This window comes from Pseudomonas sp. Marseille-QA0892, assembly GCF_054950135.1.
On record NZ_CM143104.1, the window covers coordinates 3,797,598 to 3,815,058 of the forward strand.

Here is a 17,461-nt window from a genome sequence, read left to right on the forward strand (position 1 = left end):
TTTCCTCTTGGATTTAGTGAAGGCAGATCTCTAAATGTCTTCCAGGCTGTAAACGAACGTCGCACTGAACCGGTACCGGTCGCTGCCTGCAAAGGCCTCCGCCGGGAAGGGCGCTACGCGCTCGATGCGTCGCAGACTGGTTTGCGCCGCACGGGTGAGCAGCATGTTCTTGGCCTTGGTCTCGATGCCGGAGTCCAGAACACGGCCACTTCTGTCCACGAGCAGCCAAACGACGACATTTCCTGTTGGCCGCTGAAGGGACGCTTCCCGCCCTCGCGGGTACTGCTTGTACTTGTCCAGTTCCGCTCGCAACGCCGTCAGGTACCGGGCTTCCGTGGCCGCGCCGTCGACCTTGGGCTTCGGCGCCGCCGGGGGTGCCTTTACCGGCTCTGCCGGCTTCGCCACTGGAGGTGACGCTGGCGCAGGTGCCGGCTGCGGCTTGGGCGGCGCGGGTTTGGGCGGAGCCGGTTTCGGCGGCACAGGCTTAGGCGCTACCGGCTTGACGGGCTCGGGTTTAGGTTTGGGTGGTTCTGGCTGAGGTTTCGGCGGTTCCGGAAGCTCAACGATCGGCTCCGGATCAGGCTCAGGCGGCGGTGGTTCCGGCTCTGGTTCGGGCTCTGGCTCAGGCTCTGGTTCGGGCTCTGGCTCAGGCTCTGGCTCAGGCTCAGGCTCAGGCTCAGGCTCAGGGACAATCTCCGGCTCGGGCTCCGGTGGGAGCAGATCCTCGGGATCGAGCAACGCAATCTCGACGGTACTCTCGTCGTAGCGCGGATCGATCTTCAGATCCGTTTTCATCGCGCTTTGTATGGCGACCGCGAGCAGGCACACCGCGGGCACGCAAGCGACTACTTTTCGGGAACGAAGCAGGAAGCTCATGACGTTCAGAGCTTGCGGGTGGCAATTGAAACGGAGGAAAACCCACTGCCCTTCAGCAGGTCCATGACAGCCACAAGCCGTCTAACTTCGACGCCTTCGTCACTGTTGAGAATGACAACCAGCTTTTCGCCGTTCTGCTCAAGGCCCTTGAGTCGGTCGACTAACACGTCCTGCTGAACGTCTGCGCCGTCGAGCTGCAAACGATCTTCCGTACCGAGCGTAATGATGGCTTTGTTCTGCGGCTTCAATTGTTGGGCGGTCGCTGCGCTCGGCAGCTGCGTCTTGATTCCCAGGGCCGGGATGACGTTCAGGCTGATCAAGACGAAAAACACCAGCAGGAACATCATCACGTCGATCATCGGAATGATTTCGATGTGGACGCGTTTCTTCTTTGGTTCATCCCAGGCACGCATGGCAGCTCTCCAGCAGTCGCAGCGACCCGCTTGTGCGGGCTCATCTGCCTTCGGAACGAGCGATCTTTAGCATTCCTGTCCCGAAAGGCAGGATCACGGTGCCAGCGTGATATGACGCTTTGGTTATGCGTACATGACAGAATGAATTCACTCGCAACAGGTCGAACGGCCTTCTCAAAGACCGGAAGAGGCGACGCCTTGAGTGTCTGCGGGCCTATAGGCAACTTCGATCAAGGGTGTTCTGCAAACTGTCACATCTGTCAGCTTTCATGGTCGGCCGCTGCTTGTGCCGGTGCCAACTGGATCGGCACTAGCGTATCCCGTGCTTACTGACAGGAACGTCCCCATGCGCGTACGTGCGTTGCCTCGACTGCTGATCTATATCGCTCTCTCATTCGCCAGCGCGGGGAGCTGGGCCCAGGCCTTGCCTGTCCAGGAACCCGAGATTCGCTGGATCGACATGATGGCACTGGAAGCGAGCCTTACCGACCAGCCACCCATGGCCGTCGGCTTCGATATCGATGACACCGTCCTGTTTTCAAGCCCGTGTTTCTACTACGGGAAGCAAAAGTATTCGCCTGGCACCAATGACTACCTGCGTAATGACGCCTTCTGGCAGGAACTCAACGCCGGATGCGACCGCTACTCGATGCCAAAGGACGTCGCGCGCCAGCTGATCAGCCTCCACCAGGCGCGCGGGGACAGCCTGTACTTCATCACGGCACGGCCGGAAACGACGGATGAGCAGGTCACCGAACTGGTGCAGAAGGCGTTCGCCATCACCGACATGCACCCGGTCGTCTTCACGGGCAGCTCGGACAAGACCGCCGCGATCCGCGAGACCCATCTCGCCATCTACTATGGGGACTCCGACTCGGACGTTCGCTCGGCCCTCAATGCCGGAGCCCGACCCATTCGCGTGATGCGGGCACACAACTCCACCAACAGGCCGATGCCCGTCAACGGCTCGCTGGGTGAAGAGGTGTTGGTCGGGTCGGAGTACTAGACCACAAAAGGTTTTGCGTTAAACGAACTGCCGTGTAATCCTGCAGTCGTATGACTGCGGGATATCTTTGGATATACTCCGCACTTCCGCCAGACTTGCGTCCGGATGCCGGCTCCTTCAGCCCGCAGGACCGGACGGGATCGCACCCTCAGCGTGCGATTCAAGCCAGGCTTCTATCCCTATTGGGCTTCGCCCATACATAAGACAGGATTGCCCATGTCCTTCGCATCCCTCGGTCTCTCCGAGGCTTTGGTCCGCGCCGTCGAGGCCGCGGGCTACACCGAACCCACTCCGGTGCAACAGCGGGCCGTTCCCGCCGTGTTGCAAGGCCGCGACCTGATGGTTGCTGCCCAGACGGGTACCGGCAAGACCGGCGGTTTCGCCCTTCCAGTGCTGGAACGCCTTTTCCCGGGCGGTGCACCTTCCGCCACGCATTCGTATACCGAAAGACAACCGCGAGTTCTCGTGTTGACGCCCACACGTGAGCTTGCTGCGCAGGTCCATGACAGCTTCAAGCTTTATGCACGGGACCTGCCCCTGCACAGCGCCTGCATCTTTGGCGGTGTTGGCATGAATCCCCAGATCAAGGCGATCGCCAAGGGCCTCGACGTACTCGTCGCCTGCCCAGGCCGCCTGCTCGACCTTGTTGGGCAAAATGCAGTCGACCTGTCCGGCGTCGAAGTACTCGTGCTCGACGAAGCCGACCGGATGCTCGACATGGGCTTCATTCACGACGTGAAGAAGGTCCTGGCGAAGCTTCCAGCCAAGCGCCAGAACCTGCTGTTCTCGGCAACGTTCTCGAAGGACATCACCGACCTCGCGAACAAGCTGCTGCACGAGCCCGAGCGCATCGAAGTGACGCCACCGAATACCACGGTCGAGCGTATCGAGCAGCGGGTCTTCCGCCTGCCGGCCAACCAGAAGCGCGCCCTGCTCGCTCACCTGGTCACCATGGGCGCCTGGGAACAGGTGCTGGTGTTCACCCGTACCAAGCACGGCGCAAACCGTCTGGCCGAGTACCTGAACAAGCAAAGCCTGCCCGCAGCCGCCATCCACGGCAACAAGAGCCAGAACGCTCGCACCAAGGCGCTGGCCGACTTCAAGGTCAACAGCATTCGCGTACTCGTGGCGACCGACATCGCCGCGCGTGGCCTGGACATCGATCAACTGCCCCACGTCGTCAACTTCGAGCTGCCCAATGTCGAGGAAGACTATGTCCACCGTATCGGTCGTACCGGCCGTGCCGGTCGCAGCGGTGAAGCCATCTCGCTTGTCGCGCCGGATGAAGAGAAACTGCTCAAGGCCATCGAGCGCCTGACCCGCCAGCAGATCCCCGCTGGCGACATGCAGGGCTTCGACGTCAGCAAGCTGGAAGTCGAGGCGCCCGAACAGCGCGAGCCTCGCGAACCACGGCAACCGCGTGGCGAGCGTAAGCCGCGTCAGCCCAAGAAAGCCGCTACACCCGAACAACGCGCGCAGCCAGCCGAAGCTGGAGCCACAACGGACGAGAACAAGCCGGAGCGCTCGCGCCGCCGCCGCAACCGTCGTCGCGGCAAAGGCGCCGAAGGTAGCGATGCTGCTGTCGCACCGAAGGCCCCCAAGGCTGCATCGGCTCCAGCGAACCGGGACCCGGAAGAGTTTCTGGATGACGAGTACGACAATTTCGGCAACCGCGCCGACTATGTCAGCCCGAACCAGAACACGGGGCGCCAGGGTCGAGGCGGCCCGAAGCCCGGCCGCAACGGCGCGAGCGGTCGTCCTGCCGCAGGTGGTCGCAACAATGCAGGCCCCAACGCAGGCGCGGGCACCGGTGCACCACGTGGTGGAAAGTCCAAGCCCCGCAACCCGTCGTCGCGTAACGGTGGCGGCAATGGGCAGGGTCGCGGCCAACGCCGTGCGGATACGCCAATGCGTGACACGTTTGCACGCGAGGCGCAGCCCCAGGAACGCCCCCAGCGTCAGCCGCTGATCGTCCGCAAGGGCGAACGCCTGCCGTCGCTCGAGCAGCTCGATACGCTTTCCACGGAGCGCAAACGCACCGAAAAACCAGCCCTGCTAACGCGTAATCGCTAAAGCATCCGGCTAGTGAAAAGGCCTGTATCGTTGGATACGGGCCTTTTTTATGAATGCCGATAAAGCGCCACTGCCCATACACGTTGGCAGCCGGTGAACGATTGCCCCCCGGGGGTATCGAGCGGCCAAAAAAAGCCCGACACGAAGTCGGGCTTTTTTTACAATGACATGAGCGGTTACGCGCCCGGAGAAGCAGCCGGAGGCGTCTGCTGTTGAGCGTCCCACCCGCCGCCCAAGGCGCGGAAGAGATCGATCTCGCTCGTCAGCTGGCTCAACCTGTCAGTGATGAGCTGCTGGCGTGCATCGAACAACTCGCGCTGCGCATCGAGCAGGACGAGATAACTGTCCACACCCGTACGGTAGCGGCGGTCCGCAAGATCATAATAGCCTTCGGTGCTCTCGACGAGATCCCGCTGGGCTTGTACCTGATCGACGTAGGTACGCCTCGCAGCGAGCCCATCCGAAACCTCCTGGAAAGCCCCCTGAATCGTGCGCTCGTACTCAGCCACGCGTACGTCCTTCTGCAGTTCAGCGTAACTCAACTCAGCCCTGAGTCGGCCTGCCGTGAAAATCGGCAAGCTGATCTGCGGCGAGAATGTCCAATACCCCGATCCACCATCGAACAGCCCGGATAGCTGGCTGCTTGCCGTACCGGCCGCTGCCGTCAGGCTGATGTTGGGGAAGAACGCCGCCCTCGCCGCGCCGATGTTGGCATTGGCCGCACGTAGCTGAAACTCGGCCTGCTGGATGTCAGGACGTTGCGTAAGCACGTTCGACGGCAGCCCGACCGGCAGCTGTGCGAGCTGCTGCGCGCCGAGGTCACGCTGGCGCAACAACGTCGGCGGCACGCTCTGACCCAGCAGCGTGTTGAGCGCGTTCTGATCCTGAGCAACCTGCCGCGTATAGCGTGCGACCGAGGCGCGGGCACGGTTGACTGCGGTTTGTGCCTGTCGTAGCTCCAACGCAGTGGCAACGCCGACGTCGTAGCTGCGCTGGGTGATGCCGAGGCTGTTTTCGTAGGTTTCCAGCGTGTCACGGCTCAGCCCCAGCAGAGCCTGATCGGCCTGCCACGTCAGGTAGGCGGTGGCCACACTTGAAACGAGGCTCACTTGCGTCGCCCGCTGCGCCGCCTCGGTAGCGAAGTACTGCTGCAGTGCCTGCTCGCTCAAGCTGCGCAGGCGACCGAACAGGTCGGCCTCCCACGATACGCCTAGCGTCGCACTGTACTGGCCGGTCGTCCGCGGTTCACCCGTGATACCGAGATCTCCCGGGGTGCGGGTGCGTGTACCAGCGCCATCTGCGCTAATCGAAGGCAACACCTGTGCACGCTGCACGCGATAAAGCGCCTGATACGACTGCACATTCAGCGCCGCGGCCCGAAGATCGCGGTTGTTCTGCAGTGCGACATCGATCAATTGCTGCAACGCCGGATCTTGGAAGAAGTCGCGCCAGCCAATCAGGCGTGCATCGCTGGGGGCCTGGGCGACCGGTGCATATGCCTCGCCCTGAGGCCAGGCGTCCGGCACCGGCGCTTCGGGACGTTGGTAATCAGGGATCATCGAGCAGCCACTGATGGCGGCGCTCAGACCCAACGCTATGAGTGACTTCCTCACGATGCCTTCTCCTCGTCGCCTTCGGCGGCCGGGCGCTTACGCTGGAACAGCGAGCTGACCATTACGTAGAACAACGGAATCCAGAAAATTGCCAGTACCAGGGCGGAGAGCATGCCGCCAATTACGCCGGTACCGATCGCATGCTTACTGCCTGCACCGGCACCGCTGGAAACGGCCAGCGGTACCACGCCGAGGATGAACGCCAGGGACGTCATCACGATCGGGCGAAGACGCATACGGCAGGCTTCCAGAGCGGCATCGAAGTACGACATGCCCGCCTCGTACTGCGCCTTGGCAAACTCGACGATCAGGATCGCGTTACGTGCTGAGAGACCAATAGTGGTCAACAGACCCACCTGGAAGAACACGTCGTTGGACAGGCCGCGCCCCCACGTCGCCAGTACCGCACCCAGAATGCCCAGAGGCACGACCAGCATGACCGAGAATGGAATCGACCAGCTCTCGTAGAGCGCTGCAAGACACAGGAACACGATCAGCAGCGAGATGGCATAGAGCGCTGGCGCTTGCGAGCCCGACAGGCGTTCCTCATAGGACAGGCCTGTCCATGAGTAACCCACCCCTGGCGGCAATTGCGAAGCAATGCGCTCGACTTCCGCCATCGCCTCACCCGAGCTGTGGCCGGGCGCTGCCTGGCCCAACAGCTCCTGGGCTCCTACACCGTTATAGCGCGCCAGCTTCGGCGAACCGTATGTCCACTCACCCGTGGCGAACGCATTCATGGGGACCATTTCGCCAACATTGTTGCGTACGTACCACTTGCCCAGGTCCTCCGGATTCATCCGCGCCGAAGCCTGACCCTGCAGGTACACCCGCTTGACGCGGCCCCGGTCGATGAAGTCATTGACGTAGGAACCGCCCCAGGCAATCGATAGGGTGCTGTTGATATCGGTGAGCGACACACCATGGGCCTGCGCCTTCTCGTCATCGATGATGAGCTGGAACTGCGGCTCGTCATTCAGGCCGTTCGGACGCGTACCCGTAATCACCGAGCTTTGAGAAGCCATGCCCAGGAACTGGTTACGCGCCTGCATCATCGTCTCGTGGCCCACGCCTGCGCGATCCTCAAGGAACAGATTAAAGCCCGTCGCGTTACCCAGCTCCATCACCGCAGGCGGAGCGAAGGCAAACACCATCGCATCCCGGAACGAGAAGAAGTGCTGCTGCGCGCGCTGCGCCAGGGCAAACACACCCTGCTCATCGGTGGTGCGATCGCCCCAGGGCTTGAGCATGATGAACGCCATACCCGAACTCTGACCCCGGCCGGCGAAGTTGAAGCCGGTCACGGTGAAGACCGAGTTCACGGTGTCTTTTTCTTCCGTCAGCAGGTATTCACGCATCTGATCGACGACCTGCTGCGTACGGTTGGCAGACGAACCGGCCGGCGTCTGTACCTGGGCGAACAGAACGCCCTGATCCTCTTCCGGCAGGAAGGAGGTTGGTACACGGGTGAAGGCCCAGGCCATGATGCCCACGATGACAAGGTACATGAGTACGAAGGTTACGCGGCGGCCCAGCACGTAGCGGACGCCACCCAGATAACGCTGTGACAGGTTGTCGAATGTACGGTTGAACCAGCCGAAGAAGCCACGCTTGTTCTCGTGGTGCTCGCTGTCGATAGGCTTGAGCATCGTGGCGCAGAGCGCTGGCGTGAAGATGAGCGCCATGATCACAGAGAGGGCCATCGCCGAAACGATGGTGATCGAAAACTGGCGATAGATCACACCCACGGAACCGCCGAAGAATGCCATCGGCAGCAATACCGCCGAAAGCACCACGCCGATACCAACCAGCGCGCCCTGGATCTGCCCCATGGAACGCTTGGTCGCTTCCTTGGGCCCCAGCCCTTCTTCACGCATGACCCGCTCGACGTTCTCCACGACCACGATCGCATCGTCCACGAGCAGGCCAATCGCCAGAATCATGGCGAACATGGTGAGGGTATTGATGCTGTAGCCAAACGCCAGGAGGATGCCGAAGGTTCCAAGTAGTACGACCGGTACCGCCAACGTCGGGATCAGCGTCGCACGCAGGTTCTGCAGGAACAGGAACATGACCAGGAAGACGAGCACGAAGGCTTCGAGCAGGGTGTGGACCACCCCTTCGATCGAAGCCGAGATCACCGGCGTCGTGTCGTAGGGGAAGACCGCTTCAACGCCCGGCGGGAAGAATGGCTTGAGCTCATCGACCGTGGCGCGGACTGCTTCCGCGGTGTCGAGCGCGTTCGCACCCGTTGCCAGACGCACCGCAATCCCCGAAGCCGGATTGCCGTTGTACTGGGCGCTGATGCTGTAGTTTTCGGCGCCGAGTTCGACGCGTGCAACGTCACGCAGCAGAACGCGCGAGCCGTCGGTGTTCACGCGCAGCTGGATCTTCTCGAACTGCTCAGGGGTTTGCAGACGCGTTTTGCCAATGATGGTGGCGTTCAGCTGCTGGCCCTGCACCGAAGGCAGACCGCCCAGCTGACCAGACGATACCTGGACGTTCTGCGCCTCGATGGCGCTGCGTACGTCGGTTGGGGTCATCTGGAAGTTGTTGAGCTTGTCCGGGTCCAGCCAGATCCGCATGGAATACTGAGCACCGAAGACCTGGAAGTCACCCACCCCCTGCGTACGGGAGATCGGGTCCTGCATGTTCGACACGATGTAGTCGGACAGGTCGAAGTTGGTCATCGCCCCATCAGTCGAAACCAGGCCAACCACCATCAGGAAGTTCTGCTGGAACTTGTTGACCCGCAGGCCCTGCTGCTGGACTTCCTGGGGCAACAGCGACATCGCCGCCTGGAGCTTGTTCTGCACCTGGACCTGCGCGATGTCAGGATTCGCGGCCTGATCGAAGGTCACGATGATCCGCATGCTGCCGTCGGAGTTGCTCTCCGAGCTGATGTAGCGAAGGTGGTCGATTCCATTGAGCTGCTGCTCAATGACCTGTACGACCGTATCCTGGACCGTCTGCGCCGATGCACCCGGATAGCTGACCTGAATGGATACCGCCGGCGGTGCGATGCTCGGATATTGGTTGACCGGAAGCTTGAGAATGGCGAGACCACCCGCAAGCATGATGATCAGCGCGATCACCCACGCGAAGATCGGCCTATCGATGAAGAATCTCGACATGTTCGTCTATCCCCTCAACCTTGCGGCTTTGCCGCAGCAGGTTGATTGACATTGGTAGCCTCGGACACAGTGACCTTGGCGCCGGGCTGAACGTATTGCAGGCCCTCCGTGATCACGCGATCGCCGGGTTTCAGGCCATCGCTGATCAGCCAGCGGTTACCGACCGCACGGTCGGTCTTCACGGTTCTCAGCTCGACCTCGTCGTTGGCATTGACCACCATCGCGGTGGCTTCGCCCTTCTGGTTACGCGTGATGCCCTGTTGCGGCACGAGCAGAGCCTCCTGGCGCACACCGGCCTGCAGTTCGGCGCGCACAAACATCCCTGGCAGCAGGACACGATCCGGGTTCGGGAACACGGCCCGCAGGATTACCGAGCCCGTGCTTTCTTCGACGGAAACTTCCGAGAATTCCAGCGTACCTTCGGGGCCATAGTTCGTACCGTCAGCCAGCACCAGCTTCACCTTGGCGCTGTTTTCGCCTGCACGCTCCAGGCGCCCTGCATCAAGGTCGCGACGCAGCGCCAGCAGGTCGGTGACCGACTGGCTCACGTCGACGTAGATCGGGTCGAGTTGCTGGATGGTCGCCATGGCCTGGGCCTGCCCGACGCTGACCAGTGCACCTTCAGTAACAGCCGAGCGGCCGATACGGCCGGCGATGGGCGCCATGACCTTCGTGTAGCGAACATTGATCTGCGCCTGGTCAAGGTCAGCCTTGGCCTGCAGGTAGGCGGCTTGCGCCTCGTCGAACTGCTGACGGCTTACGGCGCGGTCGGATACCAGCTGCTTGTAGCGTTGAGCGAGGGACTGGGCCGACGCAAGCGTCGCCTTGGCGCTGCTCAGTGTGGCCTGGTAGGTCGAGTCGTCGATCTGGTAGAGCTGCTGCCCGGCCTTCACCTCGGTGCCTTCCTTGAACAGCCGCTTCTCGATGATGCCGTTCACCTGAGGACGCACTTCTGCCATGCGGAATGCTGCGGTGCGCCCGGGCAACTCGGTCGTCAGCTCGAAGGGCTCGGCCTTGAGGGTCACGACGCCGACTTTAGGCGCAGGCGCTGCGCCTTGCTGTTGTTGGGGGGCCTCCTCCTGCTGGCCGCAGCCTGACAGGGAAAGAGCGAGAACGACAGCGGACACCAGTGCTATGGAAGCTGGCTTGATCGACATGGTTGACCTCGTTGAGACGAACTGAGCTGGGCGCGAAGGCGGGTGCTTGCGGAACGACCAGCGGACAGGGACGGCAGATTGACGCGAAAATATACTTACATGCATGATTGTTTGTAAACGCACTCGCGTTGCAAATATAGAACGACGTGTTGAACCCATCGAGTTCCGGCTCGATGCATTGAGTACTGCCATGGCCCGACGCACCAAAGAAGAAGCCCAGGAAACCCGCTCGCAGATCGTCGACGCTGCCGAGCAGTGTTTTCATGACAAGGGCGTTTCCCGTACTACGATGGCAGACATCGCCTCTGCCGCCGGGGTCACACGCGGTGCAATCTATTGGCACTTCGAGAACAAGACCGACGTCTTTCAGGCCATGCTCGATCGTCTGACGCAACCGCTCGAGCCGTTAGGGGAGGCAAGTCGAAACGAAGCCGAGCCGGACCCTCTCGGACGAATGCGCGAACTGCTGATGAAGCTATTCCATGATGTCGTCCATGACCTCAAGGCTCGGCGTATCCATGAGATCATCGCGCACAAGTGTGAATTGACCGATGAGCTCGGTGACCTTCGAAGCCAGATGGAAAACGAACGTCGGGAATGTGACCGGGAAATCGAAGCATCGTTGCGCAATGCGGTCAACAAGGGACAGTTACCTGATGACCTGAACATCCCGGTCGCTGCGTTTTGCCTGCACGGCTGCATCAGCGGCATGCTTGATCAGTGGGTGCTCATCCCGGATGCGTTTGATCTGGACCGATACGGCGCCCAGCTGGTGGACAGTTGTCTGGACATGCTCCGCCTAAGTCCTGCCCTTCGCCTGGCCAGACCCTGAACGCGCCGCCATGAAAAAAACCGGCCATAGGGCCGGTTTTTTCGTTTCCGTCTGGCTTACTTGCGCACGCCTTCAAAGGAAATGATGAGCTCCACTTCCTGCGATGCAGGGCCCAGGTCCTTCTCGATGTTGAAGTCCTTGAGCTTGAGGGTGGTAGTCCCTTCGAAACCCGCACGATGACCGCCCCACGGATCGCTGCCCTCGCCGATCAGCTTGGCGTTGATCACGACCGGCTTGGTCACACCGTTGAGGGTCAGGTCACCTGTTACGTCCGCAGTGCCTTCGCCGGTCGACTTGACCGCCGTCGACGTGAAGGTCGCGGTCGGGTTCTTGTCAGCGTTGAGGAAGTCGGCACTGCGGATGTGCTTGTCGCGCTCTGCATGGTTGGTGTCCACGCTGGCCGTGCGCAGGTTGACCGTGATCTTGCTGGCTTCAGGCTGCTTCTCGTCGAAGCTGAAGGTGCCATCGAAATCCTTGAAGGTGCCATACAGCCAGCTGTAGCCCAGGTGGCTGATCTTGAAGTTGACGAATGCGTGCTGGCCTTCCTTGTCGATCACGTAGTCGGCTGCCATCGCCTGACCGGCGAGCAGTGCGGAACCCAGGGCAAGTGCAGCGAGCGATTTCTTGAGCATGGTTTCTCCTCTGTCGGAAGCGCAGCTTCCTGGTGGTTCAGCGACCGAGCATGCGCACAAGCGTGCGGTCGCGATCAATGAAATGGTGCTTGATGGCCGCCAAGCCATGGGCGACCGCGAAAATCACGAGCCCCCAGGCAAGGTAGCGGTGGATGACGCCTGCGAGATCAGCTTGCGAGGCACCCTGGCTGACTGCGGCCGGAATGGTGAACCAGCCAAAGACCGATACGCCGACGCCATCTGCTGTGGAAATGAAATACCCGGCGAACATGACAGCCAGCAGCCCGAGATAAAGCAGCAGATGACCAGCCTTCGACGCGCGCCGGGTCATTACGCCGTGCGTTGCCAGTGCATTGGGTGCCGGACTGATATGGCGCCAGGCGAGCCGCGCTACCGTGAGGACCAGCAGCAGCATGCCAATGCTTTTGTGGATATCCGGTGCGCGGTGGTACCAGGTGTCGTAGTAGCCCAGACCTACCATCCAGTAACCCAGCGCGAAGAGCCCGAAAACGGTCAGCGCGGTTACCCAATGGAAGAGAATGGAGACAGTGCCATACCGGTCGGTGTTGTTACGCCAATGCATCGCAGCGTTCCCAAATTTCGATGCACTAAGCGTAGCCGTTAACCGATCGAAATAAAGAACAAAAATTCGCTATGAAACATCGATTTCCTGGATAGATTCGAGCCGCTCATACACCGCGGGAAACGGGCTGCTCTGCTACCCTGTCGCGCCCTGCCGTGCGGAGACCGCCATGAGCCAAAACGCCGACTGGATGCGACGCGACTTGAACGTGCTCTGGCATCCATGCACCCAGATGAAGGATCACGAACGCCTTCCGCTGATTCCGATCCGCCGCGGCGAGGGTGTCTGGCTTGAAGACTTCGATGGCAAGCGTTACCTGGACGCAGTCAGCTCATGGTGGGTCAACGTGTTCGGCCACGCCAACCCACTCATCAACGGTCGCATCCGTGACCAGCTGGACCAGCTCGAGCACGTCATGCTGGCGGGATTCAGCCATGCACCGGTCGTAGAGCTATCCGAGCGTCTCGTCGCCATTACGCCGACGGGGCTGGATCGTGTCTTCTACGCGGACAACGGCTCGTCGGGTATCGAAGTCGCGCTGAAGATGAGCCATCACTACTGGCTCAACAGTGGCAAGCCCGCCAAACGCCGCTTCATTACGCTCACCAACAGCTATCACGGTGAGACGGTCGCCGCCATGTCGGTCGGCGACGTCTCGCTGTTCACCGAAACCTACCGGGCGCTGTTGCTCGATTGCATCAAGGTACCGAGCCCGGACTGCTACCTGCGAGGCGAAGGGGAAAGCTGGGAGCAACACTCTCGGAAGATGTTCGAGCACATGGAGCAAGCCCTTGCCGAGCACGCCCACGAGACGGCAGCTGTCATTGTCGAACCCCTCATCCAGGGCGCGGGTGGCATGCGGATGTACCACCCCATCTACCTGACCCTGCTCCGAGAGGCATGCGACCGGTATGGCGTTCACCTCATCCACGATGAGATCGCGGTAGGTTTTGGCCGCACCGGCACGATGTTCGCGTGCGAGCAGGCCGGGATCACGCCGGACTTCCTGATCCTGTCCAAGGCCCTCACCGGCGGCTACCTGCCGATGGCCGCAGTGCTGACTACCGACACCATCTATCAGGCGTTCTACGACGAATACGAGACCCTGCGAGCATTCCTTCACTCGCACACCTATACCGGCAACCCGCTGGCCTGCGCCGCGGCGCTCGCGACCTTGGACATCTTCGAACAGGACAACGTGATCGAAGCCAACAAGGCACTTGCAGAGCGGATGCACGGCGCGACTGCGCACCTGGTCGATCACCCTCACGTGGCCGAAGTGCGGCAGACCGGGATGGCGCTCGCCATCGAAATGGTCAGTGACAAGGTCAGCCGCCAGCCGTATGCCTGGCAGGAACGCCGGGGCCTCGCGGTCTACCAGCATGCGTTGTCCCGCGGCGCGCTGCTGCGTCCATTGGGCAATGTGGTGTATTTTCTGCCGCCCTACGTGATTACGCCCGAGCAGATCGACTTCCTTGCCGAGGTCGCGACCGAAGGCATCGATATCGCAACGCGTCCGCGCGCGACGGTCAGCGTTACAACCGACTTCCATCCCGACCACCGCGATCCGGGTTAAGGCTGAGCCTTCCCATTCGCCAACCGTGACAGATCGACCATGCGCCTATCCCGCTTCTTCATCGACGCCCCGCTTTCACTTGGCGATGCCGCGCTGCCCGAGGCATCCGCGCATTACATAGGCCGCGTTCTGCGGCTGACCGTCGGCGACCCGGTACAACTCTTCGATGGAAGCGGTGACGAGTTTCAAGGGACTTTGAAAGAGGTTGGCAAGAAACACGTGATTGCCGAGCTGACCGAGCAGGTGCCCGGCTTGGAGGAGTCTCCTCTGAGAATCCATCTGGGCCAGGGGCTGTCACGCGGCGAACGCATGGATTGGGCAATCCAGAAAGCGACCGAACTGGGCGTTAGTGAGATCACACCCATCGTTTCTGACCGCTGCGAAGTTCGGTTGAAGGACGAGCGCGCCGAAAAGCGCCTGCAACACTGGCGGCAGGTAGCGATCAGCGCCTGCGAGCAGTGCGGACGCTCTCGAGTGCCGACGCTCCATTCCCCTGTCACGCTTGCCGAGTGGGCAGACGCTGTCGAGGCCGACCTCAAACTCGTACTACACCCTGTCGCCACGCCACTGACCGCGCATCCCCGTCCTTCGCAGCTTGCCTTCCTGATCGGCCCTGAAGGGGGCCTGACCGACGCCGAGGTAGCGCTGGCAGGCAGTAGCGGGTTTCTTCCCGCACGCCTCGGGCCTCGCGTGCTGCGCACCGAGACCGCGCCGGTCGTCGCATTGAGTGTCGCGCAACAGCTCTGGGGCGATTTCTAGCCCAAGCGCTGCACTGCCTGGCGAACCCAAGCGGCGGTGCTGCCGCCGGTCATTCCGGTAAATCGCCGCCACAATCCGACATGAACCGTCCGGATACGCCCGCGTTCCTAAAGCTAGTGCTTATTGAAGGAGCGTCTCATGTCACAACCCAAACCGACTGTCGTCATCACTGGCGCCACCGCGGGCGTCGGCCGCGCTACGGCTCGCCATTTTGCTCGTCGTGGCTACCAGATCGGCTTGATCGCCCGAAATGCGCGTGGACTGGACGAGACCGCTGCCGAACTTGAAGCGATGGGCGCCCGCGTGCAGAAGTGCTCGGTGGACGTATCCGACGCCGAAGCGGTTGAGCAGGCCGCAGACGCGATCGAGGCGGCACTCGGCCCTATCGATGTGTGGATAAACTCGGCGATGAATACGGTGCTCGCGCCGGTTCACGAAACCACTGCACAAGAGTATCGCCGTGTCAGTGAGGTCACCTACCTGGGGGCCGTTCACGGCACCCAGGCGGCCTTACGGCGCATGCGTGAGCGCAACCGCGGCACCATCGTCCAGGTCGGCTCAGCATTGGCGTATCGCTCGATCCCGTTGCAGTCGGCCTACTGCGCGAGCAAGGCTGCACTGCGGGGGTTCACGGATTCCCTGCGAAGCGAGCTGATTCACGATGAGAGCCCCATCCGCCTCACGATGGTCCACTTGCCGGGCCACAACACCCCGCAATTCGACTGGGCGCGCAACAAGCTCCCTTACAAGGCACAGCCGGTAGAACCCATCTATCAGCCGGAAGTAGCGGCCCGTGCAATCTACGATGCAGCACGCCGTGCACCCCGTGAGATCTGGCTTGGAAGCGCCACGCTGCAAACCATCCTCGGCAACTATGTCGCGCCGGGCCTCATGGACCGTCTGCTGGCTCGCAAGGCCTATGAGGGCCAGATGACGGAGCGGCCCGAGGCGGCCGACCGCCCGGATTACCTCGATGAGCCCGTGCCTGGCAAGCACCGCTGCCATGGGCGTTTCGACGCGTATGCGAAGGACCGCGCCATATCCGTTGATGCCAACAAAGTGGTGCCTACACTCATCGCGGGTGCTGGTATGGCGTTCTGGTTGGCGGGCCTGTTGATTCGTCGCCGCTGATCATTTAGGCGACCAGCGATCTGGCGGCCAGCGTCTGCAGCTGGCCGCCACGCCTTCACTCCCCTCCCCCCGCCTATCACCGCCAGGCAGCCCCGCCTCGCATCGCGTTCATGACACACCTTGGAATCGCGCCTGATAATACTTATCATTGGCGTTCAACTTCGATCGTCTACTCCCGAGCGATTTCCAATCAAGGCCGACTGTCATGCCCAGCCACGCCGTACTACAGCCCGACATTGGTCAGCTCTATGTGCAGCATCATGGCTGGCTGAGCCACTGGCTGCGGCGCCAGTTGGGCTGTACGGACCATGCCGCCGATCTGGCACAGGATACCTTCCTGCGACTGATGACCCGCGGCTGCGATACCTCGACACTGCGTGAGCCCCGTGCCTACCTGCACACCATTGCCAAGGGCCTGTTGGTCAATCACTGGCGCCGACGTGATGTCGAGCGTGCTTATCTCGAGGCGCTGGCCGCGATCCCTGAAGCCTGCGCGCCATCGCCGGAGGCACGGCTTTCGATCATCGAAACGCTGGTACGTATCGACCACATGCTCGCCGGCCTGCCGGACAAGGTGCGCCAGGCCTTCCTGCTTTCTCAACTCGACGGGCTGACGTATGCGGTCATTGCCGAACGGCTGGGTGTCTCGGAGCGGATGGTGAAGAAGTACATGGCGCGCGCGATGTTCGAATGCCTTCTCGTCGTGGATGACGGCGCGTGAGCGACGACCACCGCGTTCTGCGCGAAGCCGCACAATGGTTCGCGCTTTTGGCGTCCGGGCAATCCAGCGAAGGTGATCGCGATGCCTGGCAACGCTGGCTAGCCAAACCGGACCACGCGCAGGCCTGGCAGCGTGTGGAACAGATCAGTGGGCAGATGCGGCACCTGGCAGGCGGCAATACCGAGGCGGCCAACCGCGCCTTGAGCCGACAAGGAACAGGCCGCCGACACGCAATCAAGGCGCTAGGCGTGATGCTGGGTGGCGGTGCGCTGGCCTTGTCCACGGGTGGCGACCTGTTCTGGCAACGTCTGCAGGCCGATGCGCGCACCGCCGTTGGCGAGATGCGCCATCTGGAACTGCCCGGCGGGCTTAGCGCTTGGCTTAATAGCGACTCGGCGGTCGCTTTTCCGAACGAACACACGGTTCGGTTGTTGCGAGGCGAGGTGGCGCTGCAAACGACGGAGGCGGCTCCGCCATTATCGCTAAAGACTGCGGCTGGCCAGATGACCTTGGCCCCTGGTAGCCGCTGCTCATTGCGCGAACTGCCCCATGACAGCCTGCAGCTAAGCGTCTATCAGGGCAGCGCCAGGCTGGATCCGCCCCACCCGGAGATTATCAATGCCGGCAGGGGCGCTCGCATTGCTGCGAGCCGTGTCGAAGCACGGTTTGCGGCCGACATGGCACGTGAAGCCTGGATCAACGGCACGTTACTCGCCGAAGATCGCGCGCTCGGGGACGTCTTGGAGGACGTTGCCCGGTATCGCCACGGGTACCTGGGCTATGATCCCGACGTCGCTGCCCTGCGCGTGGTCGGTGCATTTCCATTGAAGGATACCGACTTGATCCTGGATGCACTGGCGGCAACCTTGCCCGTCCGGATCCATCGACTCCTGCCCTGGTGGGTATCCGTCAAGCCGGCCTGATGCGGACGGTGGGCAAGCCCCCGGCGTATTTT

The 17,461-nt window shown here is 61.7% G+C and carries 15 protein-coding genes; 8 read left to right on the forward strand and 7 right to left on the reverse strand.

Going from position 1 to position 17,461, the window contains the following annotated elements:
• Nucleotides 1-30: 30 nt before the first annotated feature.
• Complete coding sequence (locus ACY8D3_RS17685; RefSeq protein ID WP_462380121.1) at nt 31-876, reverse strand: energy transducer TonB family protein; 846 nt, start codon at nt 874-876, stop codon at nt 31-33.
• A gap of 5 nt (nt 877-881) precedes the next feature.
• Entirely contained in the window at nt 882-1,289 is a 408-nt protein-coding gene (locus ACY8D3_RS17690) for an ExbD/TolR family protein (protein WP_462380122.1), read from the reverse strand.
• Between the two features lie 346 nt (nt 1,290-1,635).
• On the opposite strand from ACY8D3_RS17690, the gene aphA reads away from it, so the two are divergent.
• Both aphA and ACY8D3_RS17700 read left to right on the forward strand, forming a co-directional pair.
• Nucleotides 1,636-2,295: an acid phosphatase AphA gene (aphA, locus tag ACY8D3_RS17695; protein ID WP_462380123.1), complete on the forward strand. Its 660-nt coding sequence runs from the start codon at nt 1,636-1,638 to the stop codon at nt 2,293-2,295.
• Between the two features lie 216 nt (nt 2,296-2,511).
• The gene (locus ACY8D3_RS17700; protein ID WP_462380124.1) at nt 2,512-4,368 is read left to right on the forward strand and encodes a DEAD/DEAH box helicase; all 1,857 of its coding nucleotides are present in this window, start codon (nt 2,512-2,514) and stop codon (nt 4,366-4,368) included.
• Nucleotides 4,369-4,544: 176 nt separating this feature from the next.
• On the opposite strand, the gene ACY8D3_RS17705 is transcribed toward ACY8D3_RS17700, so the two are convergent.
• The 3 genes from ACY8D3_RS17705 to ACY8D3_RS17715 are packed head-to-tail and all read right to left on the reverse strand — an operon-like array spanning nt 4,545 to nt 10,272.
• A complete protein-coding gene (locus tag ACY8D3_RS17705; protein ID WP_462380125.1) occupies nt 4,545-5,981 on the reverse strand; it encodes an efflux transporter outer membrane subunit in 1,437 nt (478 codons plus the stop codon).
• Nucleotides 5,978-9,115, reverse strand: coding sequence for an efflux RND transporter permease subunit (locus tag ACY8D3_RS17710; protein ID WP_462380126.1), 3,138 nt, complete (start codon nt 9,113-9,115; stop codon nt 5,978-5,980). The genes ACY8D3_RS17705 and ACY8D3_RS17710 overlap by 4 nt, the downstream gene beginning before the upstream one ends.
• 14 nt (nt 9,116-9,129) lie before the next feature.
• A complete protein-coding gene (locus ACY8D3_RS17715; protein ID WP_462380127.1) occupies nt 9,130-10,272 on the reverse strand; it encodes an efflux RND transporter periplasmic adaptor subunit in 1,143 nt (380 codons plus the stop codon).
• Nucleotides 10,273-10,462: 190 nt separating this feature from the next.
• On the opposite strand from ACY8D3_RS17715, the gene ACY8D3_RS17720 reads away from it, so the two are divergent.
• Nucleotides 10,463-11,104, forward strand: coding sequence for a TetR family transcriptional regulator (locus tag ACY8D3_RS17720; protein ID WP_462380128.1), 642 nt, complete (start codon nt 10,463-10,465; stop codon nt 11,102-11,104).
• Between the two features lie 56 nt (nt 11,105-11,160).
• On the opposite strand, the gene ACY8D3_RS17725 is transcribed toward ACY8D3_RS17720, so the two are convergent.
• Together ACY8D3_RS17725 and ACY8D3_RS17730 are read right to left on the reverse strand one after the other, a co-directional pair.
• Nucleotides 11,161-11,736 (reverse strand): YceI family protein, encoded by a 576-nt coding sequence (locus ACY8D3_RS17725; RefSeq protein WP_462380129.1) that lies wholly within the window; start codon nt 11,734-11,736, stop codon nt 11,161-11,163.
• 37 nt (nt 11,737-11,773) lie between these two features.
• Complete coding sequence (locus ACY8D3_RS17730) at nt 11,774-12,319, reverse strand: cytochrome b (RefSeq protein WP_462380130.1); 546 nt, start codon at nt 12,317-12,319, stop codon at nt 11,774-11,776.
• Between the two features lie 169 nt (nt 12,320-12,488).
• On the opposite strand from ACY8D3_RS17730, the gene ACY8D3_RS17735 reads away from it, so the two are divergent.
• From ACY8D3_RS17735 to ACY8D3_RS17755, 5 genes are all read left to right on the forward strand, one after another.
• The gene (locus ACY8D3_RS17735; RefSeq protein ID WP_462380131.1) at nt 12,489-13,895 is read left to right on the forward strand and encodes an adenosylmethionine--8-amino-7-oxononanoate transaminase; all 1,407 of its coding nucleotides are present in this window, start codon (nt 12,489-12,491) and stop codon (nt 13,893-13,895) included.
• 39 nt (nt 13,896-13,934) lie between these two features.
• On the forward strand, nt 13,935-14,654 hold the full coding sequence (locus ACY8D3_RS17740) for a 16S rRNA (uracil(1498)-N(3))-methyltransferase (protein ID WP_462380132.1): 720 nt from the start codon (nt 13,935-13,937) through the stop codon (nt 14,652-14,654).
• A 138-nt stretch (nt 14,655-14,792) separates the two neighbouring features.
• Nucleotides 14,793-15,785, forward strand: a complete 993-nt coding sequence (locus ACY8D3_RS17745) for an SDR family oxidoreductase (protein WP_462380133.1) — start codon at nt 14,793-14,795, stop codon at nt 15,783-15,785.
• Nucleotides 15,786-15,990: 205 nt separating this feature from the next.
• A complete protein-coding gene (locus ACY8D3_RS17750) occupies nt 15,991-16,506 on the forward strand; it encodes a sigma-70 family RNA polymerase sigma factor (RefSeq protein WP_462380134.1) in 516 nt (171 codons plus the stop codon).
• Complete coding sequence (locus ACY8D3_RS17755) at nt 16,503-17,429, forward strand: DUF4880 domain-containing protein (protein ID WP_462380135.1); 927 nt, start codon at nt 16,503-16,505, stop codon at nt 17,427-17,429. The genes ACY8D3_RS17750 and ACY8D3_RS17755 overlap by 4 nt, the downstream gene beginning before the upstream one ends.
• The last annotated feature ends 32 nt before the right edge of the window (nt 17,430-17,461 follow it).

Excerpts from the sequence above, each read along its gene's own strand:
- ACY8D3_RS17685 (WP_462380121.1), bottom strand. The coding sequence starts at position 876 with ATGAGCTTCCTGCTTCGTTCCCGAAAAGTAGTCGCTTGCGTGCCCGCG.
- ACY8D3_RS17690 (WP_462380122.1), bottom strand. The coding sequence starts at position 1,289 with ATGCGTGCCTGGGATGAACCAAAGAAGAAACGCGTCCACATCGAAATC.
- aphA (WP_462380123.1), top strand. The coding sequence starts at position 1,636 with ATGCGCGTACGTGCGTTGCCTCGACTGCTGATCTATATCGCTCTCTCA.
- ACY8D3_RS17700 (WP_462380124.1), top strand. The coding sequence starts at position 2,512 with ATGTCCTTCGCATCCCTCGGTCTCTCCGAGGCTTTGGTCCGCGCCGTC.
- ACY8D3_RS17710 (WP_462380126.1), bottom strand. The coding sequence starts at position 9,115 with ATGTCGAGATTCTTCATCGATAGGCCGATCTTCGCGTGGGTGATCGCG.
- ACY8D3_RS17715 (WP_462380127.1), bottom strand. The coding sequence starts at position 10,272 with ATGTCGATCAAGCCAGCTTCCATAGCACTGGTGTCCGCTGTCGTTCTC.
- ACY8D3_RS17720 (WP_462380128.1), top strand. The coding sequence starts at position 10,463 with ATGGCCCGACGCACCAAAGAAGAAGCCCAGGAAACCCGCTCGCAGATC.
- ACY8D3_RS17725 (WP_462380129.1), bottom strand. The coding sequence starts at position 11,736 with ATGCTCAAGAAATCGCTCGCTGCACTTGCCCTGGGTTCCGCACTGCTC.
- ACY8D3_RS17730 (WP_462380130.1), bottom strand. The coding sequence starts at position 12,319 with ATGCATTGGCGTAACAACACCGACCGGTATGGCACTGTCTCCATTCTC.
- ACY8D3_RS17735 (WP_462380131.1), top strand. The coding sequence starts at position 12,489 with ATGAGCCAAAACGCCGACTGGATGCGACGCGACTTGAACGTGCTCTGG.
- ACY8D3_RS17740 (WP_462380132.1), top strand. The coding sequence starts at position 13,935 with ATGCGCCTATCCCGCTTCTTCATCGACGCCCCGCTTTCACTTGGCGAT.
- ACY8D3_RS17745 (WP_462380133.1), top strand. The coding sequence starts at position 14,793 with ATGTCACAACCCAAACCGACTGTCGTCATCACTGGCGCCACCGCGGGC.
- ACY8D3_RS17750 (WP_462380134.1), top strand. The coding sequence starts at position 15,991 with ATGCCCAGCCACGCCGTACTACAGCCCGACATTGGTCAGCTCTATGTG.